This window comes from Pasteuria penetrans, assembly GCF_900538055.1.
Classification (GTDB): domain Bacteria; phylum Bacillota; class Bacilli; order Thermoactinomycetales; family Thermoactinomycetaceae; genus Pasteuria; species Pasteuria penetrans.
This window is the reverse complement of sequence record NZ_UZAC03000001.1, coordinates 449,694-474,723: the sequence shown is the minus strand read 5'-3', so window position 1 is coordinate 474,723 and position 25,030 is coordinate 449,694. Positions and strand designations below refer to the sequence as shown.

Genomic DNA, 25,030 nt, shown 5'->3' with positions numbered 1-25,030 from the left:
GCTACCAATCCCTGGTCTCATGGGCTATTGTAAATCGGCGATGGGGTGGGTTGCTTTGTGTTGTTTTCTCCCAGCCAAAACCTAGAGGAGGAAAGGTGTTTAATGGGTCCTGTGTTCCTGTCCAAGTGGAAGGGTAGATTAGGACAGGTCCTGTTCGAGGGGGCGTGTCAACGTTGAGGAATCTCATTTCCGTCCTCAGGTCAAGAAGGCATATGTTCTTTTTTATTATTATCCTCGTTCTTTTTCTGTTTACCTCGAGTGGTTGTAGTGGAGTACCGGATTACCAACAGGATCCATGGACACCGGAAAGGGTATACAACGACCCCTCTTCGCTCCCTTGGTATGCCCGGTTCCTCCCAGTACCCTTTTTCATCAAAGTTCTAGATTACGCAAAGGATTATCTGGGTCTCTATGCATGGGCTTTTCTCATGGTTCCCGCTGCTGTGAGAATCCTTCTGGCTCCCTTGGTTTGGAAGAAGGATTTAGCTTTGGTGAAGATGAAAAAGCTCTATCCAGAGATTCGCAGATTACGTGAAAAATATAAAAGTGATCCCCTTCGAGCACACGGAGCTATACGTGACCTCTATACCATGCATGGCACGAGTCAGTTCGCCTCCATGGGATGCCTTCCGATGCTGTTGCAGACTCCAATTTTCGTTTCATTGTACCAGGCAACCCTCCACTATACACCCCTGCGTGGGGAAGGATTTTTCATTTGGGATGATATTGGTCAGAAGGATCCCTATTATTTAGCTCCCTCACTGGCTGCTGCCATGATGTTTCTCTGGCAAGTTGTCAATTTCATGACCCAGGGAAAGCAACAACTGAATATGGGTCAAGTCAATATTCCTCCCCAGCTTCTCTTGATCATGGGCCCTCTCATTACCTTCGCGTTTTTCGTCAGTTTCCCCGTAGCATCCAGCCTGTATTTATTTTCTTCCAATACGATTGCCTTGTTGCAATCCTCCGCGTTTTATCTTTTTTACGTACGTCCCCGCCGTTTAGCGGGAGGGAGCGAGCCGCAGGCAAAAAAGGCAAGCCCCAAGAAAAAGGGGAAGGTAGTTATTGAAGCGGAGGCACGTGTTAAGGACGCAACAGGAGAATCAATATCCCCTAATGATTCCTATGAAGGATCCACTCAAAAAAAGAGTACCGGAAAGGGGAAAAAGAAAAGGAAAAAGAAAAAGAAGCAGGGTCGTTAGGAAACGGTATTGGATGAAGGGGGGCCAATCAGGATTGCAATGGGTCCATGTGAGGAGGGGATTCTTTCCCCTTGTGTTGTACTTATCATTGAGCTTATCGGGATGTAGTTCCTCCTCCTATCCCCAGGAACTATGGACTTCAGAGCAGGTGTACCACCAATCGCAAACGTTGGATCTGTGGGATCACTGGCTAACAGTACCCATGATTCAATTGTTGGATGGATTACGGTACCTCCTCGGTACTTATACAATGGCCATTTTGTTTATCCCTGTGACGGTTCAGCTCCTGGTTTCCCCCCTCATCTGGCGCCAGAATAAGATACAAATTATGATTCAGGGTTTGCGCCTGGAGATTCAGGACCTGCAGAAAAGATACAAGGATGACCCTGTGCAGTTGCACAGGGCAATGCGTAATTTCTATGAGCAGCGAGGTGTTGGTTCTCTTTCCCAGGTGGGTTGTCTTCCGATCATGATGCAAGCCCCCCTTTTTTTTGGGTTATTCCGGGCTATCCTTCATTACATTCCCTTGAGGGAAGAGAGATTCCTTCATTTTACCTTAGGGGAGTTAGGTCCCTACTGGTTGTTTCCCCTCCTCTCAGCGCTCGCCGTGTTAGGTGTACAGGTTATGGGATTGGTTATCCGGGGAACTCAAATGATCTCACAAAAATCACATCTTCCCTGGAGGATGATGTTATTTTCCTTTACGGTTAGCACCCTGATTGTGGCCGCCATTATGCCCGTGGCTGCCAACCTCTATCTAATTGCTGCCAATATAGCTTTCTTTTTCCAATCATTGGCTTTTTTCATTTTGTATGCGCGTCCCATGCGTTTACAACAGAAAAGATCAGATTCGGGTAGGGAAGATGGGCAATCGGAATCGGGGCATAAGGGGAATGGTTCCCCAAGTAAGGATGTCCCACGGGACGTTTTGTAGAGTTTTTTGCATAAAAGGGAGGTGTATCTGTTTGACAAACGATGCCCCTTTCATGGATACCATCGCGGCCGTGGCCACTCCACCTGGGGAAGGTAGTGTGGCTGTTTTGCGTTTGAGTGGTTCAGAATCCATCGGGATTGCAGCTAAGGTAACAAAGGGAACAGCTCATTCCCTATTAGAGGTTCCCTCCCACACCATCCATCACGGCTTTTTACATCATCCCGTGACCGGTATCTGTATTGATGAGGTATTAGTGAGTGTTATGCGTGCCCCTCGCACCTTCACGTGCGAGGATGTAGTAGAGATTGGTTGTCACGGGGGTTCTGTACTGGTTAAGATGGTTTTAGAAGCTCTCTTAGCCGCGGGGGCCCGTTTGGCGGAACCTGGTGAATTTACAAAACGCGCCTTCTTCCACGGTCGAATTGATTTGGCACAGGCAGAGGCCCTAATGGATCTGATTCATGCACGTACGGAAAAAATAGCTCAGGCGGCATTGGCCCAACACAGGGGGCATTTTTCCGGGGCTGTGAATGAATTGCGTGATTCTTTGTTGACGTTATTGGCCCATATTGCAGTAACTATCGATTACCCAGAGTATGATACCGATCAGGTGGTTGCAAAGGACGCCCTCTCGCAGCTCATAATCATGGAGAAAACAATCGCAGATTTGTTGGAAAGCGCCCACCAGGGGGAACGATTGCAAGCGGGAATCCGGGTGGTAATCATAGGGCGACCCAATGTAGGAAAATCTTCACTCCTCAATGCCCTGGCGGGTACCGAGAAAGCCATTGTAACGGATATTGCTGGTACAACAAGGGATTTGATTGAAGTAGAGGTTACGATTGATGGTTTTCCCTTCCTGTTGGTAGATACAGCGGGATTGCGTGACGCCGTGGACCGAGTGGAACAAATGGGGGTAGAAAGAGCACAGCGTGCGCGTCGGCAGGCTGATGTAGTGGTTTGGGTGGTCGATGGTTCCCAGCCCCTTCAAGAGGAGGAGCAGCGTTGGTTGATGGACATGGATCAACAACCCGAATTCATTATTGTCAACAAAATTGATTTGCCACAGAAAATCGATCGGTCCACCCTGCGCGAATTCCTCCCCGGGGAGAGTGAGTGGATTTCTTGCTCCGTCCAACAGCAAATAGGATTATCTGAACTCAAGGGGGCATTGGTCCGGAAAGGTTTTCCTGATGCGGTTACAATGTCCGATAAGACTACTGCACTCCATCTATGCAATTTACGTCAATCTGAGGCCTTACGATGCGCCCAAAAAGCATTGGGGACAGCGGCGGAGGCATTACGATCCGGTATGCCGATTGATCTAGCCGAGGCAGATATTAGAAACTGCTGGGAATGTTTGGGTGAGGCAGTGGGTTCTACTGTGCAGGAGGACTTATTGGATTCCATTTTTTCCCGTTTTTGCTTAGGAAAATGAAGGATATGGAGGTGATCACTGTGTATGATGTAATTGTCGTGGGCGCTGGGCACGCGGGTTGTGAATCAGCCTTAGCAGCTGCCCGTATGGGTTGTCGTACACTCGTTTTGACCCTGAGTCTAGATCATGTGGCCTATATGCCCTGCAATCCCTCGATTGGCGGACCCGCCAAGGGTCACGTTGTACGAGAAATCGATGCCCTAGACGGGGCTATGGGTCATGTGACAGATCAAACTTATCTACAAATGCGAATGCTTAATGCAAGCAAGGGAGCCGCTGTTTTTTCCCTCAGAGCCCAAGCAGATAAAGAACGTTATCAGCGAATGATGCGCCGTTTGTTGGAGGAAGAGGAAAATATAGTATTACGTCAGGCCATGGTAGATGAGCTCATCGTTCAGGAGGGTGTCTGTCGAGGCGTACGCACGGAAACAAAGGTGAATTATTATTCCCAGGCAGTGATCCTCACTACAGGTACATACCTACGTGGTCGGGTCATTATAGGTGATTTATCCTACGGGAGCGGTCCAAATAACCAACGTCCTTCTCTAGCACTTAGCGCCTCATTGCAATCGCTGGGTTTTTCATTGGTTCGTTTCAAAACGGGTACACCGCCACGGGTGGATGCTAGAACAGTAAATACAAAGGTAATGGAGAGGCAAGAGGGTGATCCAACACCACGTTTCTTTTCCTATAGGACACCAGCACAACAGTTTTTGGATGATCCTGCGCAAATGCCTTGTTTTCTAACCTATACCAATGCCACCACCCACCAATGCATCCAGGAGAATCTCCATCGTGCGCCCATGTTTTCAGGTCTAGTGAACGCGGTGGGGCCAAGGTATTGCCCTTCTATTGAGGACAAGATCGTTCGGTTTGCAGATAAGGACCGCCATCAGATTTTTCTGGAGCCGGAAGGTCGAGCAACATCAGAAATTTACGTTCAGGGTTTATCCACTAGCCTACCCGAAGATGTACAATTACGCATTCTACGAACGCTCCCCGGGATGGAACAAGCGGAGATGATTCGTACTGGATATGCGATCGAATATGATGTCATTGTACCTACACAGTTATGGCCCACACTGGAAACAAAATGTGTGAAGAGGCTATTTACTGCTGGTCAAATCAATGGAACCTCTGGATATGAGGAGGCAGCGGGACAAGGGGTTCTGGCAGGTCTCAACGCGGGACGTTTGGCACGTGGCGAGAAGATGCAGGTACTGGCACGCTCACAGGCTTATATTGGTGTAATGATTGACGATTTGGTAACAAAGGGAACAGCAGAGCCCTATCGATTGTTGACGTCACGGGCGGAATATCGTTTATTGTTACGACATGACAATGCGGATTTGCGTCTGACGGAATGGGGATACCGCTTGGGCTTGGTTGGTGAGGAAAGATATAGGGCGTTTGCGAAGAAACGGGATGCGATCATGGCCGAACACACCCGACTGCAGGAAACAATCCTACAGGCCACAGAAAAGATGCAAAGAATATTGGATTCATTGGGGACCACGTCACTTACACAGCCAACGTCCCTAGCACATCTGCTCCGTCGTCCTGGCCTCCAATATGGTGATGTAGCCAGGTTAGGTTCCTCTGAGCCGGGGGAAGGGGTAACGGAGGAGGTTGCTGAAGCCGTGGAAATAGCAATCAAGTACGATGGATATATCAAACGTGCAAAGAGTCAGGCTGCTAAAATGCAGCGTATGGAGAAACAACCCCTGCCGGTTTCCACGGATTATCATGCTCTCAAGGGATTGTCCATGGAGGCGCGTGAAAAATTGTCGGCGATTCAACCCCGTTCATTAGGTCAAGCAGCCCGAATCGCCGGGGTAACACCTGCTGATCTCTCAGTACTGATGATTCATTTGGCTGCACAACGAAAACTGGGGGTGAAAGGGAAAAGTGAACCCCGGAGGGCAGAAACTACCGGTTCATGAAGAATTCCGCAATTGGTGTAAAAGAATAGGTCTGAAACTATCAGATAAAGATTTGTCCCAATTTGCTGCCTATGCCGATTTGATAAGAGAAGGAAATAAACGTTGCAATTTAACACGCATTCTGGATGATGAGGGTATGTATAGTAAGCATTTTTATGATTCTCTTGCCCTTTGTCAGTTACAACCCCTCAAAAACGACAAAATAAAAAACCTACTAGATGTAGGTAGTGGAGCTGGTTTCCCATCGATTCCTATTAAAATTGTTTCCCCTGATCTGCGTGTAACCACAATGGATGCACGAAGCAAAAAAGTTTCCTTTCTACAAACGGTTTGCCAACAACTTGCTTTATCACGTGTGGAGTGTTTGGTTGGCCGCGCCGAGAAGTTAGCACATAACCCCTCCCTGAGGGAAGCCTTTGACATGGTAGTAGCCCGAGCATTGGCTCCCCTGCCTGTTCTACTGGAATATACCCTACCCTTTGTTCGACGGGGGGGAATTTTTGTTATCATGAAGGGACCTCCCCCCCCTGCCATGGAGTTGAAAGCCGTGGAATCCGTTTTATGGAGATTGGGGGGAAACTGGGGGGATCAATTGCAATTTTCCCTTCCACATAACCACGGAGAAAGGACCCTATTCACAATCAAAAAAGAAGGGGTGACCCCTTCTGACTATCCCCGTGCCGTGGGTGTACCCACACGGCACCCCTTGGTGTAACTGGATATTTTTTTATTTCATCCTAAACTGTTGATGAGGTTGCTGAGTTCTCTTTCAGCGATAGCACGTCGTTGTTCCTGGTTGAGGTCACGAGGATCGACAGGCACACCACCGTTATCCTCTTGGGTTGGGCTGTCTGAAAGGGCGCTTTTCAAGGGGACATTCTCCTTCTTCAGACTGGATGGAAGATTGAACTCCCAACGGGTGGGGGGAGTAGTTTGCTTTGGGTCCCTCAAAACAGATGAATCCACCCAATAACGATGATCCTTAGAGGACGATGAGCAGCTCTCCCGGGACTGCACAGATACGGGATTCACAGCCTGTCGTAACATCTGTTGCCTCTGTATGTGGCTCCGCCTTCGACTTCGTAGATGACGGAGGAAGGAACGACGTGGTTCCTGAGGGGGGGGAGAATGAGAAGGGGATGATGGAGCCACGGGCACAGGCGGAAAGGGTCGGAGATGGATGGATTCCACCGAATCATGGTACTCATGATCTGGCATCCGAGAGTTCTCATAGGAGGAGGGAGGAAAGGGTTCGGGATAGTAAATAGCAATCGAATACGGTTCAGGATTTTGATGATGCATCTGCTGTTGTATCCCCTGTGCGGAGGACGACGGAAACTGTGATGGGGAAACCATAGGAACCCAATGATGATGGCGATAATGGCGGGCTCGCAATCTTTGAACGATAGTGTCCACCTCCCCACCTACAATAATTTTTCGCTATACGGTTATAAAAACGGACCCCCCTCCTTTTATCTGTTCATTACAAGAAGGGTTCAAACCGTGTCCCCATTCCCAGGAAGTTTATGGTTCCATAGGTTATTTTCTGCATCGACGATACGGCGACCTAACGATACGGACGTTGCCTTTCCTTCTCTCTTTGTTCCCCCCTACCACACGGGGGACAGATCAAGACGCGTAGCTGCCTCCATGTGATTTTGTTATGGGACTACGTCACATTGGGATATCAGAGGGGATCATGTTTCTTTCATTTCCCCCTTGCTTGGGGTGGTAGAGGCATCATAAGTAGCATCCGGTATGTGAAATTGTTGCTGTATTGGGATTGATGCACCTATATCAGACGATTTTTCTTGCTCTTCCCTACTCTTGGCCTTAGATTGGGCAAATTTACATAGGCCAAAACTGTTGGCAAACTGTGCCTCGATACCGTAGTCCTCGGCATAAATCAACTTTTCACGAAATCGTTCACGATAGAATCGTTTGAAAGGAATGGAGGCACCTCCCGTCAGAATAATATAGGCGATATCATCCCCATAGTCGAGTCTCTTCCACACCTCGTCGATAAGGGAGTTCCCCACTTCCTGTATGCACGTATTGATGAGATCGCTAACATCATGGGTGGTACCCTTGAAGCTAATCTCCCCTGAACGAACGATACGTGGGAGGCTCCAGATAGGATATTCCTTACCATTCTTGTCAGGATCAACCTGCATCGTGAATTCCAGCAACCGTTTTGCAAGACGCTGGTACACACTGAGCATAGCATAACGTGAGGTGAAGCTTTGCCGTTTGATAATGGTTTCCCCATGTAGTGTTTCCACGTCCGATGTTCCAAAGCCCAAGTCGTTGATGCTTACCTTTTGGATGAAAAGGTCCTCATTCAGGAGCTTTCCGTCCCGGTCTAGAGCAATATGGAACAACGTGGCCATGGGTTGACTGATGACATAAAGGTTTTCGGGTTTGATTTCGAAATGGATGCGGCGGAAGGGTAGGTTGCCCTGTTTTACCTCGAAGGAATGGGAACCGATGAGACGCCTCCTGATTTCCTCCCTGTAGTCAATATAGTGGTCGGTAGGAAGGGCCACGGAAAGTATGGGTTCATCATCCTCCTGTAGCATCAAACCCGTACTCACACGAAACATAATGAGGTATTCCTGTTCACGGAACCAGGTGGGACTGAAAAGACGACGTTTATGGGAATCAAAGAGCTCATCATCACCGGATTGCTCAACGGCCAATTTACCACAAAACCATTCCCTGTCGCTTTCATCCTCCCTGTAAATGATGTTGTGTGAGTCATTGTTATACGTAATCTCGCCAACGCGGTTAGGAACAACCATATTGCGCACAAAGAGCTTGAAAAACTTACCGCCACGTTGGCTGACGACTTTAGTACCATAATAGCCTATGTCATTGCCAATGTAGATTGGTGTTTTTGCCACTTTCTATTACCTCCTGCGGAGTTTGATGTTGGATCCCGTTTCATGGGAATGGGAATTACCCATTATGGCTACTTCGCTGGATGGGCCCATTTTTAGGTGTAGGGGATCAAACGATGTTTCGCATTTTTAGGGTTATCCAAAAAGATAAAGGATCTCTGCAGTGCTGAACTCGTCCCACATAGCCTCCCCTTAATTCTATCAACCTACAGTCATGGGGGTCAATAGAGGTGTTTTTTTTCACAGGTTTCCTTATGGAATATTATGAATAATTAATCAACTAAGCGGAATTTTGGATAAGTTGCAAAATTTTTCCGTTTATAATTTTTTAAAACATCGGTATTAGTTCTATAATTACTCAATTATTATTTGATTGCATACCTTTCTTTTATTCAAAATATTATAACACAATTCACACAATATATTAATTATATTCGATTCAATTGATAATTAAAATTATATTATAAATTAATAACAATTTATAATATAATTTATAAAATTTATATATTGTTGAAATAAAATATTATGATAACTGCAGACAAGGGGTAAGAAAAAATAAGAAAATAAAAAGAATTAACAAAAAAATTTTAAAAAATAAAAATATACAATATGGCTTGATAGATAAGGACAAGCACCATAAAATTGGGCAACCATGTTCATTATTATGTATACAACAAGTATATTATTTTGAAAATATTAATTAAAAAGGTAATTCATAAATAAAAAATACCTAGGAGGACTTTTCCACCAATGGATTTTTCTAGAGGGAGAGCTGAACTTTTCATCGGGTTGTGTGTCCTATAGTCTGTATAAACAAAATTAACTCTTCGTCGAGTAGGGCTGACATCTCAGCCAACTCTCTCACAGAACCACATGTACTACCCCCCCGCATTATGTGGTTTCTATGGTCCTATGGGATTTTACCCATTCAAAACCCCAGTCTGGTGTTGCGTTCTTTGTACCTTCCTCTGCTGTGTTCAATCCGAGTTTCGAGCCAATGGTACCCGGTCCAACTTGCTCCTTATCAGATTGTGCGTCCAGTTAGACCCATCGTATCTAACTCATGATCATCTCTTTGCTTCGGAATTGTACGTGGGCTGGTCCAGAATGAACTCCGTTGCCCATCCATAGGGAACCATGGGTACGAATGGCTGTCCTGTGGAACCAAGATGAGCGTCGATGACAATCCGGAGAACCGATCATAAAGCCCCGTGGGCAAATATTTTTGAAAACATGATCCCAGATATCCAACGTTTCGGAAGAGAGGTATCCAACATAAAAAAGATCCCAAGTACCATCCCATCCGCATCCTATACCAACATGGAAAGAACTACTTTTCCCTCGGCCGCCATGAATCCCCAGGTAGGTACCCTCGCAGTATGAATGGTGGGGTATCCGGCCCTTGCAGGAGACGAAGATTCCACGCATTCAAGCGGCCCTACCCTATGATGGAAAAACACATAAGACGTTGGGGAAGGGGGAATCCCCTCCGTGAGTACCTACTTCGTTTGCCTTGCCTTGCCGGGACGATCCCTCCCCACAACGATACATCGTCTGTCCCGAAGGGAACAAGCTTTTTTCAACAGGGAGGGGTTCAAAATGGAAGTAGAGACCGGCCAGAACCGACGGGAAATTGGTGCTCCGTAACCGTGGAATCGGAAAGATAATGGGACCCTATGGGTAGATAGGGTATGCTTTCTATAGCCATCTCCGGTGATTTTGCAGCGTCCTCCATCGTTCCTCTGATCTCCCAGATACTCATCTCTCTCCTGGGCTAGCCAACCACGTCCAAGCCCCTGAAATTCCTTCCGTTTTTATCGTACAGAGCTAGCTCCCCAACCGTTTGAATAGCCTGTTCGATGGATACCCCCAATTTTTATAACTTGTCCCCAGGAGATCATTCCCCATTTTTTTCCGCCAAGTAGGAAAATGATCAAGAAATATCAAGTATCGTGAAGCGAGAATCTACCCCATATATACATAATTTTTTACGTAATATTATAAAATAATGTCAAGAGGAAGAAAACAGAAATGTTCTACCATTTTTTACAAATCAAGGCAGGATCAGTGAATCGTGACTACGCGAAAGGAGGAGAATAGGGCCAGACTCCCAAATGCACTTTTTTATCTTAGTAATAAAATAAAAATATTATAAATATAAATTTGATCCCTAAAGGGGGGGAGAAGCCACCGAAAACCTTACCCAAGGATCTACACCTACAACAGGCCACCTATTCGTATTCCCCACTGCATTTTTATATCCTTTTATATCCTTGCAATTTTATATAAAAGTAATTATCCTAACTATTTGTTAATGATTCATAATTTTTCATTATCTGAATTGAACACATTTTATTTCTTATTGTCCACATTGCACAAACATTTTATCATATTTTTTATATTATGTATTGATAACTAAAAAATGTATTATATATTAAATAATACGTATATATAAAATATACAGACGATACCTGTGGAGGAAATAAAGATGGAATGTTTTTTTCTAGCAAATTGTTGTTTCTTCCCCTGCTGTATCCCGGGTGTTACCTTTCCCCCTTCTATTCCCACCACAAATAATATGTATGCTATACAAAGTGGTTTGCTAAGTTTATCCATAGGGGGAGCTATGACCTTTGACTTTGTTTCCACTTCCAATGGTTCTGCTATTACTATAAGTGTCCCTTCCGATGTTTTTTCCTTAGCACCCCAGAGTACCTACGAAGCAACCCTTACCACGTTCCTACTGGGTCCATCTAATTTAGAAATGCAACTCAATGGGGAGACTATCACGAGAAATTTCATTGAGGGTTTTCTAGCGGCCCCGGCCATCCTTGACTCTTCCACTGGTCCTTCCTTTGATTCCCTACGCGTGGTGAACATGGGTCCGAGTTCAGTAACCGTATCAGGAAGTACCATGAATATCGTGAAGTTATCATAGCGGTTCAAACCCTGGTTTTGTGTGTCATGTTGTGTCCGTGGAATAGGAGGCTCTCCGAAATTGGCAGATGATATACAGACCCCAAGCTACCTAAGAACTCTGTTGTAAAGAACAATGGGAGGAAGATCCCTGGGAAAAGGCAGGATGAGAAAATCCTATGAGGTATGATTCTATAAGATAGGTAAGACAAACCATTAAAATAAAAATTAAGGGATCAGTTAATCCCAAAATAGGGATATTGAAACCCATCCCTGGAATAAGGCTATAGGAATATGAAACACTTTCCCTCTCCAAGCAACTTTCCATACACCGACGGGATGACAACATCCAAGCGGGTGTGTATATTCTCCAGGGGGAATTTGAGGTCCTAATTTTTAGCCCCTTGGGGGAAACTCCCTCGCATTTCTTTATGGGGGAAAGGAGCCTTACTTCATCCTTACATTCAGAGTAAGAAAAAACTGCTCAAGGATATTTGGGGTCCGAAGTTTGGCCAAGGGCCATCGGAACCAATCCATAATATCCTCTACTATGAAAAGCACGGCAATGACCCCTATCGCAGAAAAAAATAATATGAATAAAAATTTATATTTTTTTAAAAAAAACTCTTTTCTTTTTCGTATGTCAGCAATGAGGTGCCCTCTCCCAAAATTATCATAAAATAACGAGGTGGAAGAAAATTCTAGGCCCTCCTCCTTATCAACGAAGGACCTAAGAAGAAAGGGCCTTTTACCAAGTAGGAAATGGGCCCAAGTGGGAAATACCCTGAGGGAATATGCAAGCGCAACAAAACCCAAGAACATTTGATACGACATATCATCCCGATACATATACCAGTATATGGGGATTATATACAGAAGTAGGAAGGCGATACTAGTTCCAGTGAAAGAGCGAATATCCACCTCTTCCTCAATTTCCCCAACGCACCAACGACGTTCACGAAGGATTTGCCAATGAAAACTGCCCCACCAACCCACAATCCCTAAGGTTAATACAATGAGTGATTTCTGCACCCATGCGGAAAAAGCCATAGTTACCAAAAACCAGATGAAACCAGCCCATGAAATCACATACCACTGTAGCTTAGTTACGCCCCTCCTCTGCGCTATCTGTAAGCATTTCAATCTGTGTGTGCGTATGAAATCAACCCTGGTGCATATATACAGGAGATAACTTCGGATGACCCCCCCTAATGGCAACACATGAATGACAATCATAAAAATAAACAATAAGAGGCTCCAATCCAAAGCACCAAAATGGGGAGAGAAGGGGGATAGAAAGGATCCAAAACGTATCCCGTAAAGGCTAATATGTAGAAGCATCATAATATGAAACAATAAAGCCAAAAAACCAAATCTCAATACGGTGCGGCGTATATGTGGGGACCCTGGTTCCCCGCAAGGAAACTCGGGGGGGTTCTGTTGCATTCCGGTCACACCCTTTTTATAATTCACTTGATGTTTACCATATCACATGATTTATTAAGAAATTAAAAAAATTGGCATGAATCGGAAATACGTACCCTCCCGATCAAAACTTTATACTATCAGGAGTGCTATAATAACCGCCCATAGTAAGTAAAAAATTCACGTCAATACATAATTTGGGGATCGAATTGACTGTCATATTCATCTTACCATTTCGAAGCACATAGGCCCCGAAAATGATAAGTCTATAGCCATGGAAAAGTCTAAGGGAAGCAAAAGGGACCTTTGAACCCAGCCCTGTAAGGGTAATCTATGAATAAAAAACCACGGGTACTACACATTCGCCCGCGGTTAATTTGTAATCTTTTGAATCACCTGGAATACCCGGCTCTCCAACATCCGTGGGTACATGTAGTTTTGGACAACCGCCAACATACCGCGAAGTGTATTGTAGCACACGCAGTGTAACAAATAGCTGCTGGTACCGCAAGACCCCATGTGGCCCAACAAAACCTCGTACAACGCGGTATTACTTTAAGAAATGCAAAGCCAGATCCATCACAAAGAAAATTCAGTAAATAACCGCACACATCACTACAAGTGATATCATCAGTGAAAAAATCCCAGACATCCTCGATGGCATCCCCTATTATGTTCCTCTTCGCCCGGATGATACCTTCCCCGTTCTGGTCCCCCTCGGTAAACTCAAACCCCCCATCTTCCCTGAAAAAATAAAGCCTTTTCTGACCATTTTCCTGCAAAATTTCAGCTAAGGCGATAAACGGTCGCTCCTCCGAAGAATCTGTCGACGAACCTTGTTGAGCCGGGTCAATTCCCCTACTGCGACGACTTTCCTGACCTGCTTCGCGAGCCCCCTTCATAGGGGGTATCTTAACAATATCCCCTACTTTTACACCCCCTTTATGAAGGTCGTAAGACAAAATTCGTGTAGACAAATCCCCCCAAGCCTCTTTCACTGACCCCTTCATATCATCTGGAGCATCTTCCTTGATTTTCATTTGTACACCATAGGCAATCTTTTTGCTTACCCTCAAATTCCCGTCGATAAGGCCCGCCAATTCCACCATTTTATCACGCGAGTTGTCAACCATATCAGCTGATGCATCAATTTTCCTTGTTTCTATCCATGGTGCTGGTGCCGTTAAAAAGGTTCACAATTGTTTCCTGAGGTTCGAATAAAAATGGAAAGTGGGCTTTTGCGGATTCATAAAAATAACTACATAAACTTTTATGAAACCATACTATCTATAGAAGCTCGGTTCCATAATTATGGTTAGGTTACCGATATTATAATAATATTCCGAATATATAGTCAAAATAGGATATGACCCTACCTTCCTTACGTACATTCGAAACAACTTTATATGTATTACCTGAAAAATACCCTCAAAGAAACTTGAAGACCATCTGTTATTCCTATACAATCCTCTTTATACCCACTATAAAGGGAGGTTGATAACAGATGGTCTCAGGGTATTGTACCATAGAACAGTCGAACTTGGAAGGGGTAGAGGAATGGATTGAATGCTTCGCGGATAAGTGGCGCTGGTGTTCCACCAAGGAAGAAATTAAACTTGCAACCCTTTGCGAGTATTATGAGAAACATGCTTCATGGTACAAGGAAACATATGCCGATTATCATAATACTATCGGTCAACCCTGCAAGGATATCCTTTTTACCATAATCCTGGAGTCCATTAAAGAAACCTTTGGGTGGACAGACAGGGAATTGATCGAACGTATTCCACGGGAAGGAGTGTTCTTTGAAGCTCTGGGGGGCAAAAAAGGAAAGCCCCTTATAGGTAGGAGAACATTATACGAAGGCAGAAAACGGTTGTTGGCATACGAGGAGAAAACAAAATGCAATGTTACACGGGACTCCTTTCAGCACTTCACCACCTTCCAAAAGTCAATAGTAGGTATGACATCCACCTGCCGTAGAATGGATAGCACGCTAATCAACAGCAACATAAGGAAATTGACCCGTAATGACGTGATCTATCTGGTGGCGAAAAATGTGGTTTGTATCTCGGCTGAACTCCTGATTCCCCTCCCCGCGGAGTGGGGGGTTTTTCTGGAGAAGGGGTGTAAACTAACAGACATCGATAGTCGGCAATCATTGGGCTATCAGCCTCCCCTTCCCCCCAAAAAAGGGGCAACAGCAAGGGATCATAGGACTGCAGAGCTAATTGGGGTTTGCTTGGCTGTAAGGGAACAGGTCTCCCACTATGACAACATCAGATCAACCAAGGAGTATGCATTGCTGGAAAGGGTGATCTGGGAACAAACTGAGGAGGATGAACAAGGAAATCTCAGGATGCTCTCCAAGGTGCGTTCTGGTAGTCTACAAAGCCCTTATGATCCTGATGCTCAGTACAGGAAGAAGAACAAACAGGGGGATATTCCGGACAAATCGTAGAGGATCGTGATGGAGAGAAGGGAGTAAGCCTAATTTCCTTCTTTGATATGAAAGGTTCCCTTCATCCAGATACGGCCTTTGCGAAGGAGTACATAGAAACATGGGTTCCCCATGATGGAATGCGGTTGTGTGCCGATGGGGGGTACTACAGCCATGAGATAAGCGAACTTGCCCAATCAAAGGGTATTTCGCTATGCTTCACCAATATGACGGGCCGAAGGGGGAACCCCGATAAATTGAGGGCAAGCACGTTTGTGCGAGACAAAAGAACAAAGGAAATTACACGGTGCGTGGCAAACAAGGAACCCGAGAACAGCCAGTACAAACCAGGGAGAAAACCAGGGAGCGGGACCAGTGTGGCTTATTTCAACGGGGAGGATTGCAAGAAGTGCCCCTTTGCGGATCAGTGCATTGGCAAACTCAACAAAACAGGGGGAAGAACCATAAGATTAACCGACCGAACGTACTCGGCGGCGGAGCAAAGAGATCAATTGGAGGAGACAAAATATAGGGAAGCAGGGAACAGTCGTGCGGCCATTGAGGGCGTTTGCTCCGCACTAAAAAATGCTTACGGAGCTCGCCGACTTAAGGTGCGTGGTGAACGAAGAGCTAGGTTGACAATGTTCGCAAAGTGTGTAGCGTATAACACATCTCAAGTCTCCGAATATATAGTAAAATTTATAAGAATAAGAAGGAGAGAAGCCATATCGTGATGAGCATATCTAATAATTTCAAAAATTCATAAAATAATCGGAACTATAGGCCGGTCTATTTGGCGTGCCAAGGTGTGCGGAATAGGGCATTCATTTCCGCGATCATGGGTTCAAAAACCGAGTTTCCATGGTTATAGTAGAAATCCAACCATAATCGTTACGTTTCACACATATCCAGTCCAAAACATTCATACTATTCAATTTTTTATTTACATTACAAATTATCCATACATATTATACAGAAGTAATTCATTAACTGTTAGCAATCAATATATATCATTTTGAAATATAATTAATATCGGAAAAAACCAAATCAACTGACTTTTAATTCCAGCACCAGCACCAGTTACTATATAAAAAATGGGGATTGATCCTGCTCCGCACCCCCACAGGGAAGATGTTGAACTATTGGACCGTGGTGGACCCAAAACCGGGGGTTGAACCGCCAAAACAGGTTCCAACAGGGAGAGCCTATGTGGAAGAAAAACAATAAAGTAGAATAGATCTATAGGGTACTTAGATTCACTTCATATTTTATTAAATACTATATTAAAATAATCAACGAAAAACAGATCTAGAGACGAGTCCCCAGAGGCACGGGGAGGAAAAAAAGGGCCCAAAAGGACCCCCGAACACCAAATTCGGGATGCACAACCTCAAGGACCCATTGAAACCCTGAATCCGGGAGGTTCCAACCCATATCTCAAAATCAAAGCCCAACCCAAATCCAAGAATAGGGAACATTTCTTTCGATGTCCCTATTCACCAAAATCAACTCAATTTCTTCTTCAAATCCTCGACAATTCTATCTATTTCCTCTTTCGAATGATAAACAATATCAATCCCCCCTGTTTTCTTTTTCGTCTTCTTATAGCGCAGTTGAACCGGTATCCCCCATAGATCTTGAAAAAAATTTTCATAGGAGGATAGCTGAAGGGGGGGAGATTTTTCTTCCAAAACCCCTTCTGTTCTCTGGTCACCAGCTACCTGACCCTGAATCAAACTCTCTAGCTGTCGAACACTAATTCCCTTGTCCATCACCCGTTCGGCCAGAACCCTCTGCTTCTCCTCTCCCCTTACAGACAGAATAGCCCTGGCGTGTCCCATAGTCAGGGAACCCGAGGAAACATATCCCTGAACTTCCTTTGGAAGTTGAAGCAAACGGAGTGTATTAGCCACATGGGAACGACTCATACCGGTGCGTTCAGCCAATTCTTCCTGTTTCAAACCACAATTCTCCATTAAAAGTCTATAACCATGAGCTACCTCTATTGGATTGAGATCGGCACGCTGCACATTCTCAATAAGTGCTATTTCCATCATTTGCTCTTCATGCAAGATTCTTACCACTGCAGGTACCGTTTCGAGACCCGCCATTTTAGCTGCCCGGAAACGACGCTCCCCTGCTACAATTTCATAACCCACAGATTTTTTACGCACAATCAATGGCTGGAGGATACCATGTTTTCGGATGGATTCTGCTAATTCCACCAACTGTCCTTCATCAAAATGGGTCCGCGGTTGATAAGGATTAGGACATAAATTTGCAACGGCTACTGAAAAAATTTTCTCCCCCTCACTGGGCAATAACGAATCCAAACCCCTCCCCAATGCTGCAGACTGTCTTTTTTTATTTTTTCCTTTATCCATTATTCCTCACTACCTCCCTGGCCAACTCACGATAGCACTCTGCGCCACGTGATTTCGCATCATATTGCAAAACAGATTGACCATGACTAGGTGCTTCCGAAAGACGAATATTGCGAGGAATTACTGTTGTATATACCTTATCAACAAAGTGATTCCGAACCTCACCAGCCACCTGTGTGGATAGATTCGTACGGGCATCAAACATCGTCAGCAGAACACCCTCAATGGCGAGAAACTTATTTAGATGTTGCTGTACAATACGAACTGTATGCAACAACTGTCCTAAACCCTCCAGGGCATAAAACTCACACTGAATGGGTATTAGAACAGAATGGGAAGCCGTGAGGGCATTCAGTGTAATAATCCCAAGGGAGGGAGGACAGTCGATAATAACAAATTCAAATGATGGGTCCAATACCTGCAAGGCTCTCTGTAGACGCAATTCACGGGAAATGGCCTGGGCCAATTCAATTTCCACACCTGCCAACTGCAGAGTAGCTGGCAACAGAAAAAGATTATCCACATGTGTTTTGAACACCACCGTTTCCAAAGGGGCCTCATGAATCAGTACATTATAGATACAACGCTGAATTGAGGACTTATCACATCCCAATCCACTCGTTGTATTCCCCTGTGGATCAATATCAACGAGGAGAACCTTACAGCCAAGAAGTGCCAAACCAGCCGCAAGATTAACAGATGTCGTGGTCTTGTAGGGTAGGCCATCTCATAAAACCGTAGCCCCCACTCCGAACCGTACATACGATGGCGATAGGTAAGATTTCGGCGTTCCCTCCATCTTTTCCCCCGCCCCACACCGTACATGAAAATTTCTCTTCATACGGCGTTCCCTCCAGAACCAACTCCTATCTGGACTGGGGTCCATCCCTCGATCTCTATGATCCTAATGGTACTATGACCCCGCTTTCACAGGTGATAAAACTTGTCACCAAGTACCCTTTCCGCTGGTGAACGTTGGGATCCCCTCATAAGGGGCCCGAAAGGTTCCCTGCTTTCCACGTTCCGAACCAGCTAGCCTTCCTTTATACCCTTAGATGGAAATTCTGAATCCATTGGTCCTAACACGGAATTCCCCGTGCCCCCACCTTTCCCCGAAAGGATAAGTACTCGGCAGTAACCCCTCTCAGAATAGATAATCTAAGCCCAATCCTTTCGGATTGATTATGTTCTGGATCCTTTTCTTCATTTCTTTGTCAGTTGCTTACCAAGCAACATACTCATCTTAGGTATCCTATCGGCCCCCCGGCCTATCAACAACCACTACCACAGAAAGACCAGCCATGGTCGTTTTCAGCCGCCTTCACCTGGCTTCATACACGAGATAATTTCACCACATGTTATCCCTATGCATGCAGGAGTATTAGGGGGGTCCAGGAAGATCATTTCCCCGTCCCACTCACCGGTTCAGTTCTCACCCTGCTTCAAAAACTACGTATCATTTCCCCGATTACAGGATGGTCTGTATTCGCCCATAATAGGACTTCCCCAGAAACGTGTCGCACCCTTTCAGCGTATACGGCTCTCCAGGAGAATTGATGAAAAATATACCCTCAGGCCACCGCCTCTACGCAGTGATCGGTCTATATCCATCCACCAATCCCCCCTCTTCCCCTTCGCCCCGTACTAGGTTTTCCCTAGCTCTGACTACTATAGGAAGTCCGCAACCTTAATAAATCCAAGAGATTCCTGGATCCATCGTAGGTTGTCCCCGTTCTGTATGCAATGATCTCACGATGGATTAGGTCGTCATTCACTCCTTTATCAACGTACCTATAGGCACGCGATGGGACACCACGAGGAGTGCAAGGGCCCGTGGACAAGGAGCCTTGCAGGGGTATCCGTATGCCTACTTACAGAACATACCCCGGGGGATCCGGGCCTAAGAAGCTCGACTTCAGAACATATTATCTTAACCCTACCATCTACAACCATAACAATTGCAGAAATCAGTTCACTGGGCAATTGTTTTTTCGGCATGCTTTTTTCCCGTAGGACGTTTCCGTCATCGGTAAGCCGTCGGTTGCTAGAATTTCTCCCCAATCCTAGGCCCCTCTAGGGGCTAATCACTGCACCTCACGGGCGCACGCCCACACCCCCCTTTTGATTAGCAATGGCTATAACCTTAGTATTGGGCATTTGGATCTCCCCCCTCCATTCCTAGAAATTATTCAGCCCAATGAACCCTTGAGAGTTCCCAAAGCAACTCCATGGAAACACCCAACTGCTCATTACGAATGATAGCGGGGAAATATACCCCCACACTAGTTTACTTCTATTGAACGCCAATAGCTATTGTTTCACGTGAAACTCTGGAAATACCATCTCCTACCTATACCCCACAAACACCAAATAGAGAGGGCCCAAGGAATACGGGTGTGGCTAACGACAGGGGAATGTGTTTTTATTTATAAATTATATAATATTTTATATATCATTCTACCCTTATTCATATTACTTGTTTCTGTATACGTCGAGTAGAAGGATGGCATCTCAGCCAACCCTCTCACAGCACCATACGTACTACTCTCTCATTATGCATCTCTTATGGTCCCATAGGATTTTGTCCATTCAGTACCCATCTGGTATTACATTTTCCATATCCCTTCCTGCTGTGTTTTGTCCTGATTCCGATTCAATGCTATCTGATCCAAACTTACGATCATCCCCTTATCCCGGATTGTGTATTAGCTGGCCCAAGCCAAGCCATTCAACCCCCTCGTCCTGCTCTCATTACAAAGATTTTATCCCTATCATAAGTTGCTGTTCATGAAGGCCTTAGTATATCCTTAGCCCTTTTACCCCCAGCCTTAGCCCGGGGTCCGTGCCATAGTTCTCACCCTATGGGGGCTTAAATCATCGTCCCTCCATCCGCGCACTGAATGTCGCCAGGACAGTAGATAGTTCGCCCTGCTAATTTCCCTGATTCACACCGGACAAGAATCTCTCGACCTGTCTTTTTCCAGACGCTCTCCCCATTGTTCCTTACAACCGCAAATCTGAGAGGATGGGAATACAGGACCCTATCATGAACCATTCGACCTACTGAACAATGATTCAACCCTCGTTCCCGGGTCTAAAAACCCAGGTCCGATAATTCAGTCCAAATTCAATAGAATCCGTTTCTCCCCACACACCCTCGGGGGCACGAACGGGAAATAATTTTCTAACCACCATCCCTAGGGAATAGAAATCCGGCATGAGCAAATTACAAATGATCCCCCATTTTTATTTCCAAACACCCCCAATATCTTTGATAGGGTTATTATTTTCACTGATAATAACTTGTCCTATAAAACAAGGGATGTAGTACAAACGATTCAAACGACTCTAGGTAGATATATTGAAAATGAGGGGACAAGCCCATTATACGAACGGGTAACGATTCACAATTCATTATTCATGAGTTCCATAGATCCGTTGGGGCGGTGGGAATCGATCCCTCTAGACAACCCCCATGAGGATCTGAAAATTCCCTTTGCACATGTTTTAATCTATACAAAAATTATTTTTTATGAATATTTTTGTAAAATGAAGGTAGTTAGCACCATGTTCTTGGTGGGTCCCCACGGAAGATATCATCCCTTATTATAGAATAAATATATTCAACTATGAGGTGCGAAACACATCTTCAATGGAAGGTACACGTCAAACCATATGGGATATGCGATCCAAACTATAAAAAAAATTGCATGAAATATTTATAGATTAGGAACCTCCTACCCCTTACCTATTGAAATCCGGAGACCCCTCTCTCCCGAAGCGGATGGATATGTTTCACGTGAAACATGGTATTAGAAAAGTCATACATTGCAGGACCTATTCCCTGATTTCCTCATATAGCCACTGAAATGACTTTCAATCGAATGGTTTGTAATTCATTATTCATAGATTTCATGGATTCATTGAAACGATGGGAATCCATTCCCCTAAACACCCTTGATCTTGTAACCATTAAAGTCTAAAGACTCATTATTCTCCTCCCCTATTCCCCCTCTCACAAAAATAAAACCAAATAATATTTTTCAATATTCTGATGAATTAATATAAAATTTATTGATTTCACATACGATCCATTATATTTATTTTTATGAACCTGCATATGTGATTCCATACGATTATTATTTTCCTATCCAAAATTGTATATGTTTCACGTGAAACATAAGATTTGAAAAAATATCCATTACAGGACATATTCTCTGATTTTATATGTAAAAAAGTAATTCTCCGATCTCCTATTTGGTTATTTTTTCTATATTTTATGTATGTATTAGGATATGATTTATGACCACATTTGTTTCACATGAAATATTACATCTACCCAATACCATTGTGCCCACTGAAATGATGCCGCAGTTCTACCCTAAAGTTGTACATAACATTCCGAATCATTTGATATCCATTGTTATCAAAAACTTGCATGCAAACTGAGGAGGTAGAAGGCATTATTGCCAATCTAAAAAATATGCCGTCTCTGTAAGAAGAAAGGACCACTACGATCCATCGGAAAAATAAAAACCATTCCTCCCCACCTGACTATAAAAACTACAACGAAAAATGACAAATTCTAAACAGATCTGGTGAAGAAACATGCAGCATGGTCGATTTCAAAATGCTCCACCATTTTTATTTATATAAATTACCGATGTCCTAAATAGGGTTATTGTTTTCCCTTCAACCATCCGTCCTATAAATCAGGAGATGTAGTAACAATGGTTCAAACAATTCAAAGTAGATATGTTGAAAATGGAGAACAATCCTATAATAGGAACAAATAACGATTCACAATTCATTGTTCATGGGTTCCAGGATACGAAAAGGTAATATGATTCGAACCCCCTCCCGTTCACCCGACCCTAGGGATTGCATTGAATGAGATTTCCTCTCAACATCCCGATAAGCGAAAATATAAAATCCATCGATTCCACAATGGATAGTAACCCTTCTCTTCACAGGGATATCTCATATGTTTCACGTGAAACATAGCATTTGAGAGATCAGTCGTTGTGAAACATATTCATGAATCTTATCATATAGAAATATAAGTAACTTTCCGCTTCTGTATTTGGTTATTTTTGTATATTTTATATATGTGTTGGAATATAGTTTATGCCCTCACTTATTTTACGTGAAATACGTCGTTTGCCCCTCAATTGTATCCATCGGGATACCCCTGTAATTCTATCCCAAGATTGTGCAACGCATTCCTAATGATTTGATATCCATGGCTATCAAAAATTTGCATGCAAATCGGGAGGGAAGAGGACATTGTTGCCAACCACAAAAATGTTCGAACCCTATAAGAAGAAAGAAAAATTCCACCCCATTAGTGAAATGAAAACTGTTCCCCTGCCTATCCATAAAAACTACAAACGAAAAATAACAGCCCCTAAACATCCCGGAAAAAGAAACCTCCATTATGATCCATAGAAAAATAATCCGAAATTTTTGTTTCTAAGCACTCCCGATGTCTTCGATAGGATTGCTGTTTTCCCTCCATTTTTCCTATAAATCAAAATATATAGTGAAAACAGTTCCAATATTTCGGAATAGATATGCTGAAACCGTGATACAAGCCTATGATGGAAGAAGATAACAAACCGGAATTCATTATTTGTGAATTCCATAGATCCGATAGGAGGATGGAAACATATCCCTCTAAATAACCATAATCCTGTAGCCATTTAGATCCAAAAACCCATTACTCTTCAGTTCTCCCTCTATTTTTCTTCACCCCCCAAGATCACATTGAATGGGGTTGCTTTTCAATGTTCGGAAGGGTAAAATGTAAAATTTGTTGATTTCATATATGATACATTGCATTCATTGTTATGAACCCCCCTACATGATTCTATATGACTATTACCCCTCTCTTCATAAAAAAGGGGTCTATATGTTTCACGTGAAACATGTTATTGGAGAATCATCCATCTCATGATTCGGAGGGATGGTGTCAGGACTCGAACAATTCAAATCCATCGGGAACCTATTATCTTCTCTATTCCCGAACCCCGGAAGGTCTCTTCCCAATCCATCCTTAAGAAACCCTACTATTGATACGATCCCCTCAATGTCGGGAAGACCCTGTGGGTTGGGTACGATACCACCGAATTCCTTAAGACTTGAAATCACGTCCCTCAAAATATCCGTCCATGGGGTCTAGCCTATGTTCCTCACATCACTAGCGACTCGCACCTCGGTCCTAGGAGGGCTGTTCATGTGAATTGCTCTAACATAAACTGGTAACAATTCATAACCCATATTTTAAAGAACATTTGCGATGCTGTTATGAAAAAATCGATCCCATCAGACGAAAGAGGGAATCTGCTAAGAGAGCTGAGGGAATAAGTTATAGCAGCCCTCGATCTGGAAATAGCACTCCAGGTTGGTATGCAAATTTGTGATGAATACCAACCGATAAGCGCAAAAGTCATAGCAGTTTTGTGAGGGAGATTACAGGATAGCATAGATCACCTCCGACATGATCCCAACTACCGCATCATTCTACTAAACGATGGGAGAGGTTCCATGGGGAAAGTAAGCAAGCCACTCAAAAGATCCAATCGTATCCAAATGGGGATTCCCTATCGCATAGGATCCTATTGATTTGTATAAGGAGACCGAAAACAGAGGGAAAAAGCGGAATAAGGACAACAGATACTACAATCCGGGGTATGGTGTAGAAGTGTAGTAGCATAACGAACGAGGCGAGTACCCCAGGGGTAATAGGATGGCACCAATGGAATCTCTGTCATCAGAGGATTGGATTCCATAGCATATATTTTTGTTGTTCCCCCACAGACCTTAAACCTAGCTCGTAATCGAACAGGTCCCGGAATTATGCCCTAGTAATACACAGCACAGAATATAGGGAGCAGAGGAACCCCGGAAAAATATAGGCAGTAAGCCAATAAAAATTAGCAAAACCAAGCTAACCCCAATAGGGAGAGGGATACCAGCAATGAAAACAGAAAATAAGGGAGAAACAATGGAAGTCAAAGTAATTTAGGATCATGCGGGGGTCAGAGAACCCTCCAGTGGTAAGATCTCGGATCACCGAGGCAATCTATGGGTAAATAATAGGACACCTCCTGTGAAAAAATACTTGCTGCCCGCATGTAGGATGTGTTATGACACCCGGTTGAAGGGGAATAAATCAATTTTCATATTTTATATTTATAAAAAAATAAATAAGTTTTTATAATTAGGGTTTAAAGGAAATCCCCTTTGGGTAGGATAAACCATTCAAAAATACCTGAAGAAACCCCTGGAGAATATACGCACACGATCGAACCCAACCTCCATTTGTTTCACGTGAAACATAGTATTGAAGCATTGGCCCAAATCATGGGGGGATTACCAATGTTTCACGTGAAACATTACATCCGCCTCTCTCCATTGTGCCTAGGGGGACGCTCCCGCAATTTTAT

General features: G+C 44.1%; 16 protein-coding genes and 1 pseudogene. 10 read left to right on the top strand and 7 right to left on the bottom strand.

Going from position 1 to position 25,030, the window contains the following annotated elements; translation table 11 throughout:
• The first annotated feature begins 173 nt into the window (after positions 1-173).
• From PPRES148_RS01865 to rsmG, 5 genes are read left to right on the top strand one after another with little or no spacing between them, the layout of a single operon-like run.
• Positions 174-1,202: a membrane protein insertase YidC gene (locus PPRES148_RS01865; RefSeq protein ID WP_149452973.1), complete on the top strand. Its 1,029-nt coding sequence runs from the start codon at positions 174-176 to the stop codon at positions 1,200-1,202.
• Between the two features lie 34 nt (positions 1,203-1,236).
• Positions 1,237-2,136, top strand: a complete 900-nt coding sequence (locus PPRES148_RS01860; protein ID WP_187820380.1) for a YidC/Oxa1 family membrane protein insertase — start codon at positions 1,237-1,239, stop codon at positions 2,134-2,136.
• 31 nt (positions 2,137-2,167) lie between these two features.
• Positions 2,168-3,574, top strand: coding sequence for a tRNA uridine-5-carboxymethylaminomethyl(34) synthesis GTPase MnmE (mnmE, locus tag PPRES148_RS01855; protein WP_223127912.1), 1,407 nt, complete (start codon positions 2,168-2,170; stop codon positions 3,572-3,574).
• Positions 3,575-3,579: 5 nt separating this feature from the next.
• On the top strand, positions 3,580-5,517 hold the full coding sequence (gene mnmG / locus PPRES148_RS01850; RefSeq protein WP_149454186.1) for a tRNA uridine-5-carboxymethylaminomethyl(34) synthesis enzyme MnmG: 1,938 nt from the start codon (positions 3,580-3,582) through the stop codon (positions 5,515-5,517).
• On the top strand, positions 5,483-6,232 hold the full coding sequence (gene rsmG, locus PPRES148_RS01845; protein WP_149452970.1) for a 16S rRNA (guanine(527)-N(7))-methyltransferase RsmG: 750 nt from the start codon (positions 5,483-5,485) through the stop codon (positions 6,230-6,232). Before mnmG ends, rsmG begins: the two co-directional genes overlap by 35 nt.
• Before the next feature lie 17 nt (positions 6,233-6,249).
• Here rsmG and PPRES148_RS01840 read toward each other — a convergent pair whose 3' ends face one another.
• The gene (locus PPRES148_RS01840; protein ID WP_149452969.1) at positions 6,250-6,933 is read right to left on the bottom strand and encodes a hypothetical protein; all 684 of its coding nucleotides are present in this window, start codon (positions 6,931-6,933) and stop codon (positions 6,250-6,252) included.
• Positions 6,934-7,020: 87 nt separating this feature from the next.
• Here PPRES148_RS01840 and PPRES148_RS12180 point away from each other — a divergent pair, with 87 nt between their 5' ends.
• Positions 7,021-7,173, top strand: coding sequence for a hypothetical protein (locus tag PPRES148_RS12180; protein WP_223127911.1), 153 nt, complete (start codon positions 7,021-7,023; stop codon positions 7,171-7,173).
• A 41-nt stretch (positions 7,174-7,214) separates the two neighbouring features.
• Here PPRES148_RS12180 and PPRES148_RS01835 read toward each other — a convergent pair whose 3' ends face one another.
• Both PPRES148_RS01835 and PPRES148_RS10485 read right to left on the bottom strand, forming a co-directional pair.
• Positions 7,215-8,420: a ParM/StbA family protein gene (locus tag PPRES148_RS01835; RefSeq protein ID WP_149452968.1), complete on the bottom strand. Its 1,206-nt coding sequence runs from the start codon at positions 8,418-8,420 to the stop codon at positions 7,215-7,217.
• A gap of 1,053 nt (positions 8,421-9,473) precedes the next feature.
• Entirely contained in the window at positions 9,474-9,845 is a 372-nt protein-coding gene (locus tag PPRES148_RS10485; RefSeq protein WP_187820378.1) for a hypothetical protein, read from the bottom strand.
• A gap of 63 nt (positions 9,846-9,908) precedes the next feature.
• Here PPRES148_RS10485 and PPRES148_RS10480 point away from each other — a divergent pair, with 63 nt between their 5' ends.
• Both PPRES148_RS10480 and PPRES148_RS01830 read left to right on the top strand, forming a co-directional pair.
• Positions 9,909-10,064, top strand: coding sequence for a hypothetical protein (locus PPRES148_RS10480; protein WP_187820377.1), 156 nt, complete (start codon positions 9,909-9,911; stop codon positions 10,062-10,064).
• Between the two features lie 841 nt (positions 10,065-10,905).
• Positions 10,906-11,355, top strand: coding sequence for a hypothetical protein (locus tag PPRES148_RS01830; RefSeq protein WP_149452967.1), 450 nt, complete (start codon positions 10,906-10,908; stop codon positions 11,353-11,355).
• Between the two features lie 425 nt (positions 11,356-11,780).
• On the opposite strand, the gene PPRES148_RS01825 is transcribed toward PPRES148_RS01830, so the two are convergent.
• Together PPRES148_RS01825 and PPRES148_RS01820 are read right to left on the bottom strand one after the other, a co-directional pair.
• Entirely contained in the window at positions 11,781-12,779 is a 999-nt protein-coding gene (locus PPRES148_RS01825; protein ID WP_149452966.1) for a hypothetical protein, read from the bottom strand.
• Positions 12,780-13,150: 371 nt separating this feature from the next.
• Positions 13,151-13,891 carry a hypothetical protein gene (locus PPRES148_RS01820; RefSeq protein ID WP_149452965.1) on the bottom strand — a complete coding sequence of 247 codons (741 nt, stop codon included), beginning with the start codon at positions 13,889-13,891 and terminating at the stop codon, positions 13,151-13,153.
• 371 nt (positions 13,892-14,262) lie between these two features.
• On the opposite strand from PPRES148_RS01820, the gene PPRES148_RS01815 reads away from it, so the two are divergent.
• Both PPRES148_RS01815 and PPRES148_RS01810 read left to right on the top strand, forming a co-directional pair.
• Positions 14,263-15,219, top strand: coding sequence for a hypothetical protein (locus tag PPRES148_RS01815; protein WP_149452964.1), 957 nt, complete (start codon positions 14,263-14,265; stop codon positions 15,217-15,219).
• A 47-nt stretch (positions 15,220-15,266) separates the two neighbouring features.
• Complete coding sequence (locus PPRES148_RS01810) at positions 15,267-15,932, top strand: transposase (protein ID WP_149452963.1); 666 nt, start codon at positions 15,267-15,269, stop codon at positions 15,930-15,932.
• Positions 15,933-16,703: 771 nt separating this feature from the next.
• Here the strand turns inward: PPRES148_RS01810 and PPRES148_RS01805 are convergent.
• Both PPRES148_RS01805 and PPRES148_RS01800 read right to left on the bottom strand, forming a co-directional pair.
• The gene (locus PPRES148_RS01805; RefSeq protein ID WP_149452962.1) at positions 16,704-17,582 is read right to left on the bottom strand and encodes a ParB/RepB/Spo0J family partition protein; all 879 of its coding nucleotides are present in this window, start codon (positions 17,580-17,582) and stop codon (positions 16,704-16,706) included.
• A pseudogene (locus tag PPRES148_RS01800) lies at positions 17,575-18,294 on the bottom strand (ParA family protein); the annotation flags it as partial. The pseudogene PPRES148_RS01800 and the gene PPRES148_RS01805, both read right to left, overlap by 8 nt.
• Positions 18,295-25,030: the final 6,736 nt, after the last annotated feature.

What these genes read in the sequence shown, in the direction of transcription:
- mnmG (WP_149454186.1), top strand. Translation starts at nt 3,580, where the DNA reads ATGGAGGTGATCACTGTGTATGATGTAATTGTCGTGGGCGCTGGGCAC.
- PPRES148_RS10485 (WP_187820378.1), bottom strand. Translation starts at nt 9,845, where the DNA reads ATGCGTGGAATCTTCGTCTCCTGCAAGGGCCGGATACCCCACCATTCA.
- PPRES148_RS01830 (WP_149452967.1), top strand. Translation starts at nt 10,906, where the DNA reads ATGGAATGTTTTTTTCTAGCAAATTGTTGTTTCTTCCCCTGCTGTATC.
- PPRES148_RS01825 (WP_149452966.1), bottom strand. Translation starts at nt 12,779, where the DNA reads ATGCAACAGAACCCCCCCGAGTTTCCTTGCGGGGAACCAGGGTCCCCA.
- PPRES148_RS01820 (WP_149452965.1), bottom strand. Translation starts at nt 13,891, where the DNA reads ATGGTTGACAACTCGCGTGATAAAATGGTGGAATTGGCGGGCCTTATC.
- PPRES148_RS01815 (WP_149452964.1), top strand. Translation starts at nt 14,263, where the DNA reads ATGGTCTCAGGGTATTGTACCATAGAACAGTCGAACTTGGAAGGGGTA.
- PPRES148_RS01810 (WP_149452963.1), top strand. Translation starts at nt 15,267, where the DNA reads ATGAAAGGTTCCCTTCATCCAGATACGGCCTTTGCGAAGGAGTACATA.
- PPRES148_RS01805 (WP_149452962.1), bottom strand. Translation starts at nt 17,582, where the DNA reads ATGGATAAAGGAAAAAATAAAAAAAGACAGTCTGCAGCATTGGGGAGG.